The sequence below is a fragment of the Pontibacter populi genome (assembly GCF_019336435.1).
In the GTDB taxonomy this organism is placed as follows: domain Bacteria; phylum Bacteroidota; class Bacteroidia; order Cytophagales; family Hymenobacteraceae; genus Pontibacter; species Pontibacter humidus.
Genome location: NZ_JAHWXQ010000006.1, coordinates 89,634 through 105,825, shown reverse-complemented (window position 1 = coordinate 105,825; position 16,192 = coordinate 89,634). Strand labels below are relative to the sequence as shown.

The window sequence follows — 16,192 nt, the reverse complement described above, 5'->3', positions numbered from 1 at the left end:
TTTAAAGTGTGCTTTATATCCTAATCATACTAGATAAGTGCTATTACTAAAGGATGTTTAACTTATGCATGCGTTTTTTAGTGTTCCAAACTATAGCCTCGGGAACAACTATAAAACGCAATAAAAAGCGCCTGCAACTATAGTTACAGGCGCTTTTTATGATCAAAATTGTGGGTTAGTCCCAGAAAGTGATGTTGCTTGCTTCTTTGCCATCGGCTGTAAATACAAGCTTTTTGTCGCCGGCTTTGTCATCCAGCTCTACCTGGTAATAGGTGGTGCCATCTTTTTCCAGCAGCTCCATGTCGTCGAGGCGAAGGCCTTTGTGGTTCTGGCTAATGGCATTGCTAACAGCCTGTGGCAGGTCTTTTTTCTGAATGTCGCGCTTGGTCATCAGTATTTTACCGGAAGGGTCGATGAGTACGTTGTGATCCACGCGGTTCACGTCAAAGTCGGCTTCATAGTTTGTTCCATCCATTTCCCAGTCAAGATCAGTAGCATTGGCAAACTTCTGGTTAAGGGCAGATGCTACTGCCGAAGGTACATCTTTGGTAGCTACATCCTGTGCGTTAACGGCTAATGCGGTACTTCCTGCAAATATGAATGCAAATAATAGGGTCTTCATAATCTATTGGTTTTAAGTTAAATAATGAATCAATGCTGTAAACTTACTACCCAATTCTGAAGGAAATCTGAGCAGGAAAAAACGAACGGCTTTCGAGCGCAACTATAGTTTGGCCGCTTTATACTTTGCAATATCTCTTCCGCGTTAGTTTCGTATGATAAAGGTTGCTTGTAAAAAACCATTATTAACTTTCACTTTAAAAGAAATTATTATGAAGAACACGCGTATTTTTAATTTCCTGATGTTGTTGCTGGCCATGGTAATTACGACAACCGCCATAGCACAGGACGCAAAACCAAAGGCTAGCCCGCCTGCAACCGCCACCGGTAAAGTAGGCGATGCAACGGTAACTGTAAACTATAGCAGTCCGTCGGTTAAAGGCCGTACCATTTGGGGCGAGTTAGTGCCTTATGGGCAGGTTTGGCGCTCTGGTGCAAACGAGGCTACTACGGTTACTTTTGATAAAGCCGTGATGGTAGAAGGAAAGCCGCTAGCAGCAGGAACCTATAGTTTCTACACTATACCTGCTGAAGATAAATGGACCGTGATCTTCAACAAAACTGCCAAGCAGTGGGGTACGCAATACGATGAAAAGCAGGATGCCCTGCGCGTAACAGTAACCCCGCGCAAAGCGCCTACCATGAACGAGCGCCTGAAATATGATGTAACTTCTGAGGGGCTGCTGTTGAGCTGGGAAGATATGGCTGTACCGGTTAAAATTACCACAGCTAAGAAGTAATTTAAGGAATAACTACAGGAACGGCAGTCGCTTTATAGCAGCTGCCGTTTTTTTGTTGCCTTAACGCAAGTTTGTATAGGGATTTTACTATATTGAAAGCAGTAATCCATCTATAGTTAGTAACAAACCCCTGAAAACATGCTTAAAACATTTACGCTAAACCTGAAACAAACTGCCACCGACCTGCTCGGCTTTCTGCGCAATCCTTCTGACACGCCTGTTCCTGATATGCAGGTTCCGGGTAAACTGAAGGTGCTTTTCGGAGTGCTTGTACTCGATGTGTTGCTTACGTTTGTTTTTATGGGACTGATAAACCTTGTAGAATTGCTGGGCTGGCATAAATACGACGGGCATGCTGTGGCTGAATTGGTCCGTAGTTTTCCGTTATGGGGAGCCTTGCTTTTGGGAATTATCATTGTGCCATTTGCAGAGGAATTGATATTCAGAACAGGGCTCAGGTTCCGGAGAGGGTACTTCACTTTTTTATTATTTGTATTGCTGTTTGCGGCAGGGATCTTTGCTTTTAAAATGATGCCTTTGCTCTGGGCACTGGGTGCGGCATTTGTATTAGGTGTGCTGATGGTGATTTACCTGATGAACAGTTATGCAATCGGCGAATTTCTGGAACGCGTATGGCCACGGGTATATGCGACAGTGTTTTACAGTGTAGCTGTGCTTTTCGGGTTAGTGCACATTACCAACTATACTAATTTTAATTATGCATCGCTGGCACTGATTTTAATTCCTATACTGATCGCGCCGCAGATCTGGGCAGGCTTGTCGATAGGGTATATGCGCGTAAAGTATGGCTTCTTCTGGGGCTTCTTTTTGCATGCGGCGCATAATGCTGTTTTTCTGGGATCTGGGCTTTTGTTTATGAGTCAGCTGGAAGAAAAACTGAACATCAGCAACGAAAACTATAGTCTGAAAGTGGAAGAGCATTTTCGGTATGATAAAACGGCAGATTCCAAAAGCATGCTAGCACATGATACTGCAGCTTTTGAAAACGTAAAGCTAAACGATGCGATCACGCAACTGCTTCAAATAGAAGAAGTATCTGTACAAAACAACACTGGCAGTAAATTAACAAGAGCGGTGAACCTGTACTATAAAAGCCAGTCGCCGGACCTGAACAAAACCAAAGCAGACATCCTTTCCGAACTGCAGAAACTGTATAAGTTTGATGTAACCAAAGCTCAGGTAGAAAAGGAAATGTGGGATGTGGAAGTTGAGAACATAACAGCTCTGGCAGCCAATATATCTGGCAGAGGCGACAAAACATCGGAAGTCAGGGTGGATAGAAAAGGAATTGAAATGCAGAACGTGACCGTTGCCGAACTGCTGACTGCCCTGCAGAGAGAATACAACGTCGTGCTGGCCGATAAAACAACAGCAGCAGGCAGGTATAACTTTACCTTCAGTAAAAAGAGCTTCCAGGAACTGAAGACAGAGCTGCAAGAGAAATATGGCCTTGCCCTGCAATCTAAAATGATCATGACACAGCAGGCCCTGGTAGAATTCAGAAAGTAAGATGCCTGTAATTGATAAACTGGCCACCAGCCTGAACCGCCGCGACGAAGAGCCGAACAAACAACTGGCCCGAACTATAGCCGAAGCCAACAATGCCGCAGCTGTAACGGAACTGGTCTCCCTGCTGCAGCACAAAGATAAAAACATACAGAGCGATGCCATAAAAGTGCTGGAAGAGACAGGCAAACTGAGCCCGGAGCTGGTGGTGCCTTATACTTCGGAACTGGTAGGGTTGCTGCAGCACAATAACAACCGCATGGTGTGGGGCGCGATGGCTGCTTTAAGCGCCCTTGCCCCGGTGGCGCCAACTATACTTTACAACAATTTAAGCGCAATACTGGATGCAGCTGCCAAAGGCTCGGTTATCACCAAGGACCACACTGTTAAAATACTGACCATACTTGCAGCCATACCCGCTTACACCGACGATTGTATTGCACTGCTATTGGACCAATTGAAAGATGCGCCTGTAAACCAACTGCCAACCTATGCCGAAAATACCGCAACTATAGTTGCACCCAACTATAGACTGGAAATGGTCCGCATCCTTTCTGAAAGATTACCTGAAGTAACACAGGATGCCAAGCACAGGCGGCTTACCAAAGTGCTGCAAAAACTTCAGAAGTAAGCATATTGATCCGTTATAGTTGATTTCGTAAATTACTATAGTATAGCTATTTAAATAGATGCAGAAAATTACCCGTGATCTTATTTATACCATTGCCCGGCACAGTAACTGGCGTGGAGAAAGCATAGCCCACTGGCTCCGGAAAGAAAAAGTATATACCGGTACCGAAGACTGGATAAAGTTCCTGCAGCTGTTTTTGCTGGGGCTTGGCGGGAGTTTTATAGTTGCCGGTGTCGTATTCTTTTTCGCCTATAACTGGGCCGATATGCACAAATTCTTCAAGCTGGGTTTACTGGAGTTTCTGCTGCTTATAGTTACGTTGGCAGCCGTGTTCAGCAACCGGAGCAAAGAGGTGAAAAATGTGCTACTCACGGCCAGTGTTATGTTAACCGGGGTACTATTTGCCGTGTTCGGACAGATTTACCAGACCGGAGCCAACGCCTACGACTTCTTCCTGGGCTGGACGATGAGTGTGGTGCTTTGGGTAGTGGTTTCACGATTCCAGCCCTTGTGGCTTATATTGTTAGTGCTTATCAACACCACGTTTATACTCTACATTAACCAGGTAGCTACCAACATGCCGTTCAACTATGTCGTGAATATACTTTTCGGGATAAATGCGGCAGCGGCTATAGTTTGGGAAGTGCTGCATGCGCGCAATATAATCCGGAGTTCGCACAAACGGTTTCCGAGGGTGATGGCGCTGGCGGCTGTTGTGCCCCTGACGATGAGCATGGTTGTGGCGATATACGATAATTTCAGGGTGGATTATGGACTGTGTTTTATACTGGCGGCAATTACTTATTCGGCTGGCATCTGGCACGGGCTCCGCACCAGAGACCTGTTTTACCTCAGCGTTATTCCTTTCAGTTTGATTATAGTTGTGGCTGCAGGCATTGTACGCCTGGCTGGGTCTGATCCGGTTGGCGTGTTCTTGTTCGCCTGCCTGTTTGTGATCGGAAGCATCACGCTGCTTATTCGTAACATCATTCAAATTAACCGCAAGTAGCATGGCACAGTTCAGTAACGATAAACTGCAGCGCGTGCTGCAAACTATAGCACAGCAGGAGGGCGATAGCTTCGCGTTTGATGCTGCTAAAATTGAATCCGAGGCGCATTTCAGCTCATCGCTTTACACTAACCTGCCCATAAAGCTGCTTACCATTTTCGGGGGATTCCTGGCTACGCTTTTTTTTATGGGCTTCCTGTTTACTACCGGGCTTTATAACTCTAATGTAGCGATGCTGGTGTTTGGCGTAGCTTTTATAGTTGGCTCCGAAATATTAAACCGCCTGCGCGACGACCTCTTGCTGAGTTCTGTAAGTGTATCACTGAACATTACCGGTTACCTGCTTTTCGGGATGGGAGTTAGTGAACTGAGCAATGATACAACACTGGCTTTAACCCTGGCAGCTATAGCGGCTGTTTTTATACTTGTGTCGGAAGGTACGGTGCTGGTTTTTTTATCGGTGCTGGTACTGAATGGCAGTTTAATGAGCCTGCCATACATTTTTAATCTTCCGGATCTGCTGCATGTGTTTGTAGGTTTATCCGCGGCAACACTTACTTATTTGAGCTTATTAGAGGCAAAACTCATCTCACAAAGCCCGAAACTGAACAAACTTTATGGTCCCGTGCGCATGGGGTTAGTTTTCTCGCTGGTTGGCGTACTTATCCTTTTATCACACCAGGAATTTGATGCAGACAGAATTAATCACGTTTGGATTTCAACTATACTGTTAGCAGTTGCTTTATTGTTTGTGTTACGCCGCATAATGCAGGAAAACGCTGTTACTGATTATAAAACCCAAACTATAGTTTATGCCTGCTGCCTGATTATGTTAGCGCCAACTATAGGTACACCCAGCATTGCCGGGGCTTTGCTTATCGTGTTGTCTAGCTTTTACATCGGGCACCGGATTAGTTTTATAGTTGGTTTGCTGGCGCTGGGCTACTTTATCATTTTGTATTACTATAATTTACACCTCACGCTGCTGGCAAAATCAGGTATTCTGGTGCTTACCGGCTGCCTGTTTTTAGGTGGCCTATACTTACTGAACCGTTACATCAGCAGCCATGCAAAATAACCTGAAAACTATAGTTGTGCTGGTAAACCTGGTGTTGGTACTGGCACTTTTTAGCTGGTCGGTGGTACAGAAAGAAGATACCCTGGAAAACGGTAAGCTGGTATTGCTTAAACTGGCACCCGTAGACCCGCGCTCGCTTATGCAGGGCGATTACATGCGCCTGAGCTACGCCATCAGCCAGACTCCAAACCTGGACAAACTCAAGAGCAGGGGTTATGCCATCGTGAAACTCGATGCGCAGCAGGTAGCGCAGCTGGTACGCTATCAACCCGAAAAAGAACCGCTGCACGATGGCGAACTGCTGCTGAAATACAACAAAGGTAACTGGGCACTTAACCTTGGCGCAGAATCCTACTTTTTTGAAGAAGGTCAGGCTAAAACTTTTGAAGCTGCAGAATATGGCGGCCTGCGTGTAGAAGGAGAAGGCAACAGCATTTTGGTAGGCCTTTATGATAAGAACCGGCAGTTACTAAAGCCAAAGCGAGCGGGAGAGTAATTTAAACTATAGTTATAGTTGTTGCTTAATCATCCTTCGGAGCTATGCTAGCTACCTTCAAACTTGCGTATTCAATAGTATAAGGCGGGGAGCTTTTTAGGCTTTTGCTATAGTTTGAGGTGTCGTTCTATAGTTGACGCTTTAACACCCCTATAGTCCCCTCAAGGGGACAATTCTGTCATTGCAATGGTTTGTGGTATTCATTCTATAGTTACTGTTTGTCATCCTCCCTGCCCCCTTCAAAGGGGGACTTTCTGCTACTTCCTTTCCAAGCTGTCATTTCGACGAAAGGAGAAATCTGAATCTACATAGTTATAGTCCACGAACAGGACAGGTTCACCTGTCCCTTCGGAATTATAGCCTCGATCAATCTCGGAGCGAGCAGGTTCAAACTATAGACAAACTATAGCTATGAGAAACTTCTCAGCCTTTGGGTTGAGCGCCTTGTAGATTTCTGGTGCCGTCAGGCATTGCGACGTTAGGAGCAAAGCAAATGTACACCGCGCGATACCCAAAGACGAGGCCTCCCGGCCGTGAGGGCACTAAAGCCAGATTGAAACTGTAGATGAGTAAAGCTCCCAGGATTGAAAGTAGCTATGAAGGAAAGGGCTTGGTTTAGATTGTAGAGTAGTGAACAATAGGCTGAGATAGATTTCTCGCTATACTCGAAATGACAAAAGAGGAACTATAAGACATATAAGATCCCTCGGCTTTATTTGGGATGACAAAACATATTCTATAGTATCCAAACTCTTCCTTACGTCTAAAAGATAGGGAGAAACTATAGTTGCTTCTCCATTTTATAATGCTGGATGCTGCCAAAAAGCAGGTGGGTTTTTTCAGTTACATGGTAGTCGTTGCGTTCATAAAAACTAACTGCTTTTTCGCGGGACTGTAACACTATAGTCTGGGCTCCCATGCTTCGGGCTTTGTCTTCGAGGTAATCCAGCAGCAGCTTTCCTAATCCTTTTCCCTGGTAACCGGGGTGTATGCCCATAAAACGTAATTGTGCCTCGTGTGGGGTTTGCAGGTGCATGCGGCATACGCCTACAGTTTCGCCGGCATCGTTAACCAGCATGGCATGTATGGCAGTATCATCGTCGGGAGCGCGTTCGCTGCCTTCGGGTTGGCCCCATGGCTGGCGCAGGGTCTGGTAACGCAGGCGGTAGTAATGCTGGAATTGCTCTGGAGTAGATGGCTCTGTTATATGCATGGTTTAGTAATTACTGTTTTTATAAAACGATGGCTTTTTGCGTGAGGGATAGAGCCGGCACCCCGCAGCGGTAGCGAGGAGTACAGGCGAAAGCCCGACGGCCTGCCGACACGCCCAAAGTAAACTTTACTTCTCTGATGAAACTATAGTTGACCATTCTTATACTGGTTCTTTCCTTCAACTACAGGGCAGCCTTTCTGCAAATACGTAAATATCGTGATGCGGCAATATAACAATTCAGTATTTAGGAATAACTTTGTTAGTTCATTTCAGGTAAATCAACTTTTAAAGTATAAAGCACAAGAAGAACTATGGCATCTTTTGATATTGTAAGCAAAGTAGATCCGCAGGTTATGGATAACGCCGTAAATGTGGCCCGCAAAGAGATCATGAACCGATACGATTTCAGGGACACGAAAGGCAGCCTGGAATACGATAAAAAGGCTAGCGAGGTGAAGATTGTGATGGAGAACGACATGCGCGTGCAGCATGCCGAAGATGTGCTGATGAGCAAGATGGTGAAGCAGGGACTGGATGCAACTGCCCTTGATTTCTCGAAGGAAGCTTACCAGAGCGGCGCCATGGTCAAAAAAGATATCAAAGTAAAAGCCGGTATCGATAAGGAGTCGTCTAAAAAAATAATGAAGTTGATAAAAGACAGCAAAGTGAAAGTGTCGGCGGCGATAATGGACGAAACGATACGCGTAACCGGCAAGAAAATAGACGACCTGCAGCAGATAATAGCTGTGCTGCGCGGGAATTCCGAAGAGATCGGGATGCCCTTGCAGTTTGTGAACATGAAAAGCTAAAACGTAATTGCTGCATGTTGAATTGCTGATTGTTGGGGAAGTTGCCAACGAGGAAACACGCAACAGCTAACAATTCAACTATCCGGCCTTCAACTATTCAACAATTTAATCATCAGCCATTTGCTATATGGAGATTTTTGCTAACCCGGATACCTGGATAAGTTTGCTTACGCTAACCTTTATGGAGGTGGTGCTGGGTATAGATAACATTGTGTTTATCTCGATTATAGTTGCCAGGCTGCCAAAAGAGCAACAGGCTAAAGGCCGGACGATAGGTTTGATGCTGGCGCTTGTATTCAGGGTGATACTGTTGCTTTTTATCAGCTACATTGTGCAGGCAAAAGAGCCTCTGTTTACGTTAGATCTGCCATTTACAGCTGATGTGCTGAACGTATCGATCCGGGATCTGATTCTGTTTGCTGGTGGTCTGTTCCTGCTTGCTAAAAGTACTACCGAGATACATAACAAACTGGAAGGCGAAGAGGAGACACATGGCACTGCAAAACAGTCGGTCACACTCGGCAAAATCCTCATTCAGATCATCCTCATCGACATCGTGTTCTCTTTCGACTCTATTTTAACAGCAGTTGGCCTGGTAGATAACGTGACGATTATGATCATAGCGGTAATTATTTCGATGGTTATCATGCTGCTGTTTGCCAAGTATGTAAGCGATTTCGTGAACAAGCACCCAACTATAAAAATGCTGGCGCTTTCGTTCCTGCTCCTGATCGGGGTGATGCTGGTAGCCGAAGCTTTCCACGTGGAGATACCGAAAGGCTACATCTATTTTGCGATGTTCTTCTCGCTGCTGGTAGAGATGCTGAACATGAAACTGCGAAAGAAAACAGAACCGGTGCATCTTCGTCAGAGCGATCTGAAAGACGACGACGCCTATACCATTATAGAATAACACGCATCAAGTGTATTAAAAGGCTTCCGGTACGCTATGCCGGAAGCCTTTTTTATTTACACTAACAGCCTCATTTTCTGAATTATCGTTATATTCGGACAGCTATATACTTTGCTGATAAGAGCATGTTTAATTTCGTTTTTGCATGCGAAAATCAGACAGAAAGGGTTCTGGCGAAATATTTTTTGAGCCGCATAGCAGCGCTACGTGGCGATAAAAAGATGAAGTCAGGTTCCTTTATGAATGGTTTGCAGCGCAAAGGATGAATTTTAAACATGCTCTACATTATACTATGCGCCATCGTAACTATGCCATTGCTACATTTCTGCTGTTAGCGCTTACCGGTTTTGCGTTGCTCAGTATTTATTTGGTTCGGGCGCCGGAGGCATTGCCGGCCAGTGCGCCTGCCACTGATTTTTCGGCACTGCGGGCCATGGGGCATGTACAGCAAATAGCAAAACAGCCACACGCCATGGGCACCGCAGCCCATGCTGAAGTGCGCAACTACCTATTCAGCCAGATGCAGCAGCTGGGCTTACAGCCCGAAGTTCAGGAAGCTATAGTTGTAAATGATGGGGTAAGTGCAACGCAGGCGGGATATGTGTATAATATAGTTGGCCGGCTAAAAGGGCAGGGCAAGGGCAAAGCGGTGTTGCTGATGGCCCATTACGACTCGCAACCAAATACGCTGGGCGCTGCCGACGATGGGGCAGGCATAGCCGCCATGCTGGAAACTGCCAGAGCTCTTAAAATAGGAAAGCCGCTGCAGAATGATGTGATCTTTTTGATGACGGACGGGGAGGAGTATGGTTTGTATGGCGCCAAAGCTTTTTTAAAGCACCCATGGGCAAAAGAGGTTGGTATTATAGTTAATGTGGAGGCACGGGGCAACAGCGGCCCGAGCATGACCTTCGAGATAAGCCCTGAAAATGGCTGGGTGATAGAACAGTTTTCCGCCGCCGTTCCTTATCCCATCGCTAACTCGCTGGCTTACGAAGTGTACCGCAAAATGCCCAACGATACCGATTTTACCGTGTTCCGGAAGGCAGACTACGCAGGTGTTAACTCGGCTTTTGTAGATGGCTTTGTGCACTACCATAAACTAACCGACTCGCCCGAAAACCTGGACAGGAACAGCCTGCAGCACCACGGTAGCAACATGCTTGCACTGGCCCGCCACTTCGGCAATATCCCGTTAGAGAACACCAAATCAGCAGACAAAGTATTTTTTAACCCTATCGGAACCTGGTTGGTGCATTACCCGGCTTGGCAAACTATAGTTTGGGTAGTTCTTGCCTCGGTGCTGCTGCTTATAGTTCTTATAGTTGGGCTGAAGCGGAAAGCATTCACGATGCTACAAGTGGCAGGTAGCTTTATGTTGTATCTTTTGATGATGGCTATAGTTGCCGGGTTGTTTATACCGCTGAATGCTTTTGTAACCGGCTTACTGCCCTATACACATAGTCAGAACGGCGTGTATGGCAGCAATAGTTTTTTTATGGCTTACCTGCTGTTAGCGCTGGGCTTGTTTATGCTGCTGACCTGGCTGGCCCTAAGGTGGGTATGTTTGTTTTCGTTGCTGCTGGGTGTTTACCTCGTTTGGTTTGCGGTGTTGCTGGTAGTATTATTTATAGTTCCCTCGGTTTCTTACCTGTTCCTGTTTCCATTGCTGTTCTGCCTGGCTGGTACCTTGGTGGTATTGCTGAAAGATCTGCACCAACGGGAGGAGATTTGCTGGCAGTATGTTATCGTGATGCTGCTGGCCCTGTTGCCGGCCATATGCATAGTTTTCCCGATCGTTAAGCTCCTGTTTGTCATTTTTGCCCTGCAATTGCCTGTGGCTATGGTGGCTGTGCTGCTCTTGCTGCTTGGGCTTGCTGTACCGTTGCTGGTAGTTTTGGAGCGTAGTTTTAGCTGGAGATTTCTGCCTTTGCTGCCCCTTTTGCTTTTGCTGGCAGGCGCGGTACATATTACGCAGGCGGTGGCCGGCGAAGAACCAACCGCTGAAAGACCACTGCACAGCCACGTGAGTTATTACCTTAATGCTGATACAAATAAAGCCATCTGGGCATCAGCGTTTACAAAAACCGACGACTGGAATCAGCAGTTTTTCCCGAACCCAACAACAGCGCCGCTTTTCGAAATTTATCCGATAGCTGCCCGCGAATACCTGAAAAACGAAGCTGAAACTATAAAGCTGCAGGCTCCGGTGGCTGAACTGGCGCAGGAGGTACCTATTGGCGCAGACCGTTTCCTGCAGCTAAAACTAAGCTCCCCGGCAGGAGCCGCACACATGGAAATAATCCTGCAGCCCCAAAACCCGGATGAAACTATAGAAGCCAACCTGAACGGTGAAGCACTGCCCTTACAACCCATTAAAACTGATACAGCAACATTCTACTTCTTGCGTGTGCATGGCTTGCCAATTTCCAAAGAAGTGATGCTGGATATTAAGATGCGTAAGGACAGTAAGCTTAATGTGTTGCTTTACGACCAAACTATAGGCTTGCCAAATCAGCTTGTTCGTAAACCACGGCCAGCCCATGTAGTGCCGGAGCAGGGCCGCGACAGTAACCTGACTATAGTCAGGAAGAGCTATAGTTTCTGATAAACGAGCGTGTTTTAAGCTTGTAAAGGTATAGCTGTACTTTTCTGTGGAATTAGAACTATAGATAAACTTACGCTGCCGGCTGCGTACTATAAGAGTTAAACCCGCGACACCACCATGTTTACAAATAAGCTGATACCCTTTGCTTTAGGTCTTATATTACTTTTTCTACCGGCCTGCGACAACCGGAGAACCACTCAAAGCGACACCACCGAAGTAACCTACACCCTGGACAGGCACGAACCAAGCCCCATGTTCTGGGATTATGCTGCCAGTACCAGTATGCTGCAAACCGAGTTAAGTAAACTGGCCTCCGAAAAGTCTCAGGATTCGATGGTGCTTACTTTTGCCGATAGTGCCCTTGTCATTCACTCAAAAGCACTGACAAGACTGCGCAGGATAGCGGAAAAGTATAAGCACATACAATTGCCGGATAGCCTCACCGGCTCCGATAAAGAAATGGTTGAGGAATTTAAACTGCTGGAAGGAAAGGAGTTTGAGAAGCGTTACCTGGAATACCTTATGCTTAACCATAAAGCCCAGTTAAACCGTTACCAGGAAACATTAAGCGAAACCGAAGACCCGGCGTTGCGCCAGTGGCTGAATACTATGCGGACGCGCCTGCGTAGCCAGCTACAGTTTTATGCTGAGGCAGATACCGTTACAGAAGTGGAAAAACTATAGTTTGAGGAATTTTAGCTCCAGAGCTCTGAGGCTTTGCGGGCCATTCTGAAGAACAGTTCGCGCTCCAGGCCTGCTACCTGTCGGGCTTCAGCCTCTTCGTAGCCGTTTTCGATCGCGTTCAGGTAATCGTAGTATAGTTGGGCTAGTTCCAGCGAGTCATCTTCAAAGCACTCGGTCAGTTTATCTTTAGCCAGTTTTTCGGGCTCAAATACTTTAGACGGATATAGTTTGTCGAGCTGGTAAATCAGGTATTTCTGCGATGTTTTGTTTTGGCGGGCACCAAATATTTCTTCAATCGGCGTGTCATCGTCGTCATCAAAATCAATTTCCATGTCATCTTCCACAGCCATTGGCTCATACACTATAATATCAAAGCCGAGCAGTTCGAGATATTCATCAAACTGTTCTTTTATTGGTATTAAGGTTGGTATGTCGTAGGGTTTATTGAGGATGTTGGCCAGGTGCAGCGATATCTCTTTGCCTTTTTCGCCGGCTGCCAATAGTATCTGGTTAAACTGCGTAAAGTCGCAGCCCAGGTAAATGAATTTGTACTCATCATCCAACATGGTAAAGCACCACAGGGTTATAAACTCCGTATCGTCGATTACTACTGTATCGATGTAGAGTTCATTTATCTGAACGTAGTAAGGCGAATATTCCGGAGTATCCATGTTGGTTCGGCTTAATGTACGAAACTCAATTGTATAGCATGACTATGTTTGAAAAGGCTGTTGAGCGTATACGGGATTTCCTGAGATATGGCAACCCTTCTATATAGAAAGTTTGGTAAACTGCAGTATATATTTTTAACGATGAATTGTAAGCGTTTGATATATAATTTGTTGCGTTTTTTATTATAGTTGTTATTTTTCGTGAAAGTATAGTTTAGGCCCTGTTAGGGTGTAGCCCAGATTCGCTCAAAGAACTGTTGTGCATTTTTGTAAGCCAGCTTTTGTAATTGCTCTTTGGTAAGCTGTTGCTGCAGTTCTTTCAGGATGTAACTATAGCTTACGCCGGCGTGCAGCAGGTCAGGGAAGTAAAAAGGCTGCTGATCAGCGTACTTTTCGTCGGTGGTATAAAAGTAATCAGCCCCAAAGCAAATAGCATCCTCCGCACCGTTTGCAAAGCCATGCCTGATGTGCTCAAATATTGCTTCAGGATTATCCGTGTTCAGGAAAGACCTCAGGAAGTTCATGCCGATCAGTCCGTTGCGGCGCAAAATTTCCTGCACAAGTTCAGTAGGTAAATTGCGCGCATGTTCCCACACCTGCCTGAAGTTAGAGTGACTTGCCATAACCGGAATGTCCAGGTTTTCTTTATCAATATGCTCCAGGATATCATAGGCCAGTGTATCGCTTGTATGCGACATATCAATAGCAATGCGGCGGCCGTGCATGTAGTCGAGCAGCATTTTTCCGTCGCGGGTAATGCCCTGCGTGGTATAGTTGCCGCCACCAAAACGGTTGGCCAAACTATGGGTCATACTGATGTAGAGTACGCGATCCACATCCTCAATCATCTTTTCCAGTTTCTTAAACCCATCTTCCAGCGGTTCGTTTTCTTCGCAAAACCCGGAAGCATTTTCGATGGCTGCTACCATGCCGGTTGTATCTGACTGTAAGGCCTGCTGTAGTTCCTGTGGGTTGGTAACCGTTGTTAGGCAATTATCAGATTCGGCTAACAGTTTAAATGCTTCGCTCTGCTTTTTGGCATAGTCGGTGCTGCCTGGCTCGGTAGCGCAGTAAATGGCCATTACCTGCAGCTTTAGGTTTCCCTGGGTTAGCGAGGGCAGCGAGCAGCCAATTTCTTCCATATTGTCCTGTGTCGAGCCCGGCACATCGGTAAGGTAAACTAACAGGTCGCAGTGCAGGTCGATGATAGGAAGCTGAGCAGGAGTTGGAGAGTTCATAGGTTACGGTTTGTTTGGGTTGTAATACGGCAAGCAAGCGTTTTTATGTTCGGGTGGCTTCAGGTTATAGTTTGTAATGCCATTTATAGTTGCACTCTTAAACCATAGCTGGTAGTTTAGTCCGGGCATGCTATACCAACTATAGTTGTTCTGATCCAGGCCGAAGCAATACCGGTTTTTATAGTTTATGGCTTAGTTGTTTGGTACTTATAGTTGCTGTAAGTATAAACATTTTCCGTACTTAATTTTTAATAAGCAGTACATGCTGTTTAAGAACAGTGATATTTCTCATAAAACTGATAGATTTATAGTTTGTATCTTTGAAGCTGATAAGCATCTATACTTTACATGAGCAAAAAAAATATAGGTAAAATAGGCGTTTTACTGGTAAACCTCGGCACTCCGGACACAGCAGAAACCCCTGATGTAAGAAAATACCTGCGCGAATTCCTGATGGACAGACGCGTGATTGATATAAACCCGGTTGGGCGCTTTTTCCTGATAAATGGTGTGATTGCTCCTTTCCGGGCTCCAAAGTCGGCAAAGGTTTACAAAGAGCTTTGGACTGAACGTGGTTCACCGTTGCTTTATCATGGCATAGACCTGAAAGAGAAATTGCAGGTTGCCCTCGGCGATAATTACCATGTAGCTTTTGGTATGCGTTACCAGAGCCCTAGTATACAAAGTGCTTTAGAAGAGCTGCGCGATAAAAGTGTAGACAGGATTATCGTGTTACCACTGTTCCCGCAATATGCGGCAGCTTCCACGGGGTCGGTGCAGGATAAGGTAATGGAGATCGTAAAAGAGTGGTGGGTTATCCCGAGCATAAACTTTATTTCTTCTTTCTGCGATGATCCGGGCTTTATAAATGCCTTTGCTGAACTAGGCAAGCAGCATATGGCACAGGATACTTATGATCATGTGATCTTCAGCTACCACGGTTTGCCGGAAAGACAGGTTTTAAAGGGCAGCGATAAAGGTTATTGTAAACTGGGCACGTGCTGCAATAGCTATAACAAGCGCAATAAATACTGTTACCGTGCTGCCTGCTTTGCAACATCACGGTTATTAGCCGAGCAGCTTGGCATAAGCGAAGACCAGTACACAGTTACCTTCCAGAGCCGCCTGTTAAAAGACCCGTGGCTGCAACCATATACCGACGAAGTCCTGAAAACGCTTCCTGCAAAAGGTATCAAAAAAGTGCTGGCATTTAGCCCTGCCTTTGTAGCCGACTGCCTGGAGACAACTATAGAAGTAGGCGAAGAATTTAAGGAAATGTTTGAGCACGCCGGCGGCGAGAAATGGCAGCTTGTAGAAAGCCTGAACTCAAACGATACCTGGGTAGAAGCAGTAAAATCGCTGGTGCTGGAAAACTAAAATCAGCATCTGAACTATAAAAAAGGCCGGTAACTTTCGCAGTTACCGGCCTTTTTTATAGTTGCTGGTTAGTCCCAGTCCCAATCCCAATCGTCACCATCACTGTTCTCTTCAGGATCAGTAACTATTGGGGCTTTAATGTAAAGGCCAAAGGCTTTCTTAGTTCCCTCTTTGTTATAACGCACTCTATAGTTCAGGCCCAGGTAATAGTTCACCCAATAATCGGTTTGCAGGCCAACTATAGTTGGTTCTTCCTTTCTGAACTCTATGTATGGCCCTGCAGAAATGCCGGCAAGGGCAACGCCGGTTTGTGCCTGGGTATATAGTATTGTGCTTCCTTTTCGGTGATCAAAACCCAAATTGGCACTTACCGGGACATTATTATTCTCGTACCACCACAACGATGCCTCTACGCCCCAGCTTATCTTAGGCTTTTTATCGCCAAAATTAAAATGAAAGGCTGGACCTACCGAAAATACATCCTGTGCTTTTAACGCAGACAAGGGCAATAAGAACACGACAAGCAAAAGCAGTTTATACTTTACAACCGCTTTCTGGTAAACAGGGAGGCTCAATT

Annotated in this window: 17 protein-coding genes; 11 read left to right on the top strand and 6 right to left on the bottom strand. The window is 45.8% G+C overall.

The genetic code is table 11. The features are described 5' to 3' along the window. Positions 1-175: 175 nt before the first annotated feature. Positions 176-622 (bottom strand): PepSY-like domain-containing protein, encoded by a 447-nt coding sequence (locus tag KYK27_RS16980; protein ID WP_199111502.1) that lies wholly within the window; start codon positions 620-622, stop codon positions 176-178. 211 nt (positions 623-833) lie between these two features. Here KYK27_RS16980 and KYK27_RS16975 point away from each other — a divergent pair, with 211 nt between their 5' ends. The 6 genes from KYK27_RS16975 (at position 834) to KYK27_RS16950 (ending at position 6,102) form a co-directional block, all read left to right on the top strand. Continuing rightward, complete coding sequence (locus KYK27_RS16975) at positions 834-1,361, top strand: DUF2911 domain-containing protein (RefSeq protein ID WP_199111501.1); 528 nt, start codon at positions 834-836, stop codon at positions 1,359-1,361. A gap of 138 nt (positions 1,362-1,499) precedes the next feature. Then, a complete protein-coding gene (locus KYK27_RS16970; RefSeq protein ID WP_199111500.1) occupies positions 1,500-2,891 on the top strand; it encodes a CPBP family intramembrane metalloprotease in 1,392 nt (463 codons plus the stop codon). 1 nt (position 2,892) lies between these two features. Further along, positions 2,893-3,519 carry a HEAT repeat domain-containing protein gene (locus tag KYK27_RS16965; RefSeq protein WP_199111499.1) on the top strand — a complete coding sequence of 209 codons (627 nt, stop codon included), beginning with the start codon at positions 2,893-2,895 and terminating at the stop codon, positions 3,517-3,519. A 58-nt stretch (positions 3,520-3,577) separates the two neighbouring features. Beyond that, on the top strand, positions 3,578-4,528 hold the full coding sequence (locus tag KYK27_RS16960) for a DUF2157 domain-containing protein (protein ID WP_199111498.1): 951 nt from the start codon (positions 3,578-3,580) through the stop codon (positions 4,526-4,528). Between the two features lies 1 nt (position 4,529). Beyond that, positions 4,530-5,606, top strand: coding sequence for a DUF4401 domain-containing protein (locus KYK27_RS16955; RefSeq protein ID WP_199111497.1), 1,077 nt, complete (start codon positions 4,530-4,532; stop codon positions 5,604-5,606). Then, entirely contained in the window at positions 5,596-6,102 is a 507-nt protein-coding gene (locus KYK27_RS16950; RefSeq protein ID WP_199111496.1) for a GDYXXLXY domain-containing protein, read from the top strand. The genes KYK27_RS16955 and KYK27_RS16950 overlap by 11 nt, the downstream gene beginning before the upstream one ends. 781 nt (positions 6,103-6,883) lie before the next feature. On the opposite strand, the gene KYK27_RS16945 is transcribed toward KYK27_RS16950, so the two are convergent. After that, on the bottom strand, positions 6,884-7,315 hold the full coding sequence (locus KYK27_RS16945) for a GNAT family N-acetyltransferase (RefSeq protein WP_199111495.1): 432 nt from the start codon (positions 7,313-7,315) through the stop codon (positions 6,884-6,886). A 311-nt stretch (positions 7,316-7,626) separates the two neighbouring features. Here KYK27_RS16945 and KYK27_RS16940 point away from each other — a divergent pair, with 311 nt between their 5' ends. From KYK27_RS16940 to KYK27_RS16925, 4 genes are all read left to right on the top strand, one after another. Beyond that, on the top strand, positions 7,627-8,124 hold the full coding sequence (locus KYK27_RS16940) for a YajQ family cyclic di-GMP-binding protein (protein ID WP_199111494.1): 498 nt from the start codon (positions 7,627-7,629) through the stop codon (positions 8,122-8,124). A 127-nt stretch (positions 8,125-8,251) separates the two neighbouring features. Next, the gene (locus KYK27_RS16935; RefSeq protein ID WP_199111493.1) at positions 8,252-9,037 is read left to right on the top strand and encodes a TerC family protein; all 786 of its coding nucleotides are present in this window, start codon (positions 8,252-8,254) and stop codon (positions 9,035-9,037) included. A gap of 292 nt (positions 9,038-9,329) precedes the next feature. Next, positions 9,330-11,645, top strand: coding sequence for a M20/M25/M40 family metallo-hydrolase (locus KYK27_RS16930; protein ID WP_199111492.1), 2,316 nt, complete (start codon positions 9,330-9,332; stop codon positions 11,643-11,645). A gap of 117 nt (positions 11,646-11,762) precedes the next feature. After that, entirely contained in the window at positions 11,763-12,329 is a 567-nt protein-coding gene (locus tag KYK27_RS16925; RefSeq protein ID WP_199111491.1) for a DUF4142 domain-containing protein, read from the top strand. A gap of 11 nt (positions 12,330-12,340) precedes the next feature. Here the strand turns inward: KYK27_RS16925 and KYK27_RS16920 are convergent, their stop codons facing one another. From KYK27_RS16920 to KYK27_RS18465, 3 genes are all read right to left on the bottom strand, one after another. Next, positions 12,341-13,000, bottom strand: coding sequence for a hypothetical protein (locus tag KYK27_RS16920; RefSeq protein WP_199111490.1), 660 nt, complete (start codon positions 12,998-13,000; stop codon positions 12,341-12,343). 224 nt (positions 13,001-13,224) lie between these two features. Next, complete coding sequence (locus KYK27_RS16915) at positions 13,225-14,238, bottom strand: dipeptidase (RefSeq protein ID WP_199111489.1); 1,014 nt, start codon at positions 14,236-14,238, stop codon at positions 13,225-13,227. 3 nt (positions 14,239-14,241) lie between these two features. After that, positions 14,242-14,367, bottom strand: coding sequence for a hypothetical protein (locus KYK27_RS18465; protein WP_255532195.1), 126 nt, complete (start codon positions 14,365-14,367; stop codon positions 14,242-14,244). A 219-nt stretch (positions 14,368-14,586) separates the two neighbouring features. Here KYK27_RS18465 and hemH point away from each other — a divergent pair, with 219 nt between their 5' ends. Next, positions 14,587-15,615, top strand: coding sequence for a ferrochelatase (gene hemH / locus KYK27_RS16910; RefSeq protein ID WP_199111488.1), 1,029 nt, complete (start codon positions 14,587-14,589; stop codon positions 15,613-15,615). Between the two features lie 68 nt (positions 15,616-15,683). Here the strand turns inward: hemH and KYK27_RS16905 are convergent, their stop codons facing one another. Further along, on the bottom strand, positions 15,684-16,190 hold the full coding sequence (locus KYK27_RS16905) for a hypothetical protein (protein WP_199111487.1): 507 nt from the start codon (positions 16,188-16,190) through the stop codon (positions 15,684-15,686). Between the last annotated feature and the right edge of the window lie 2 nt (positions 16,191-16,192).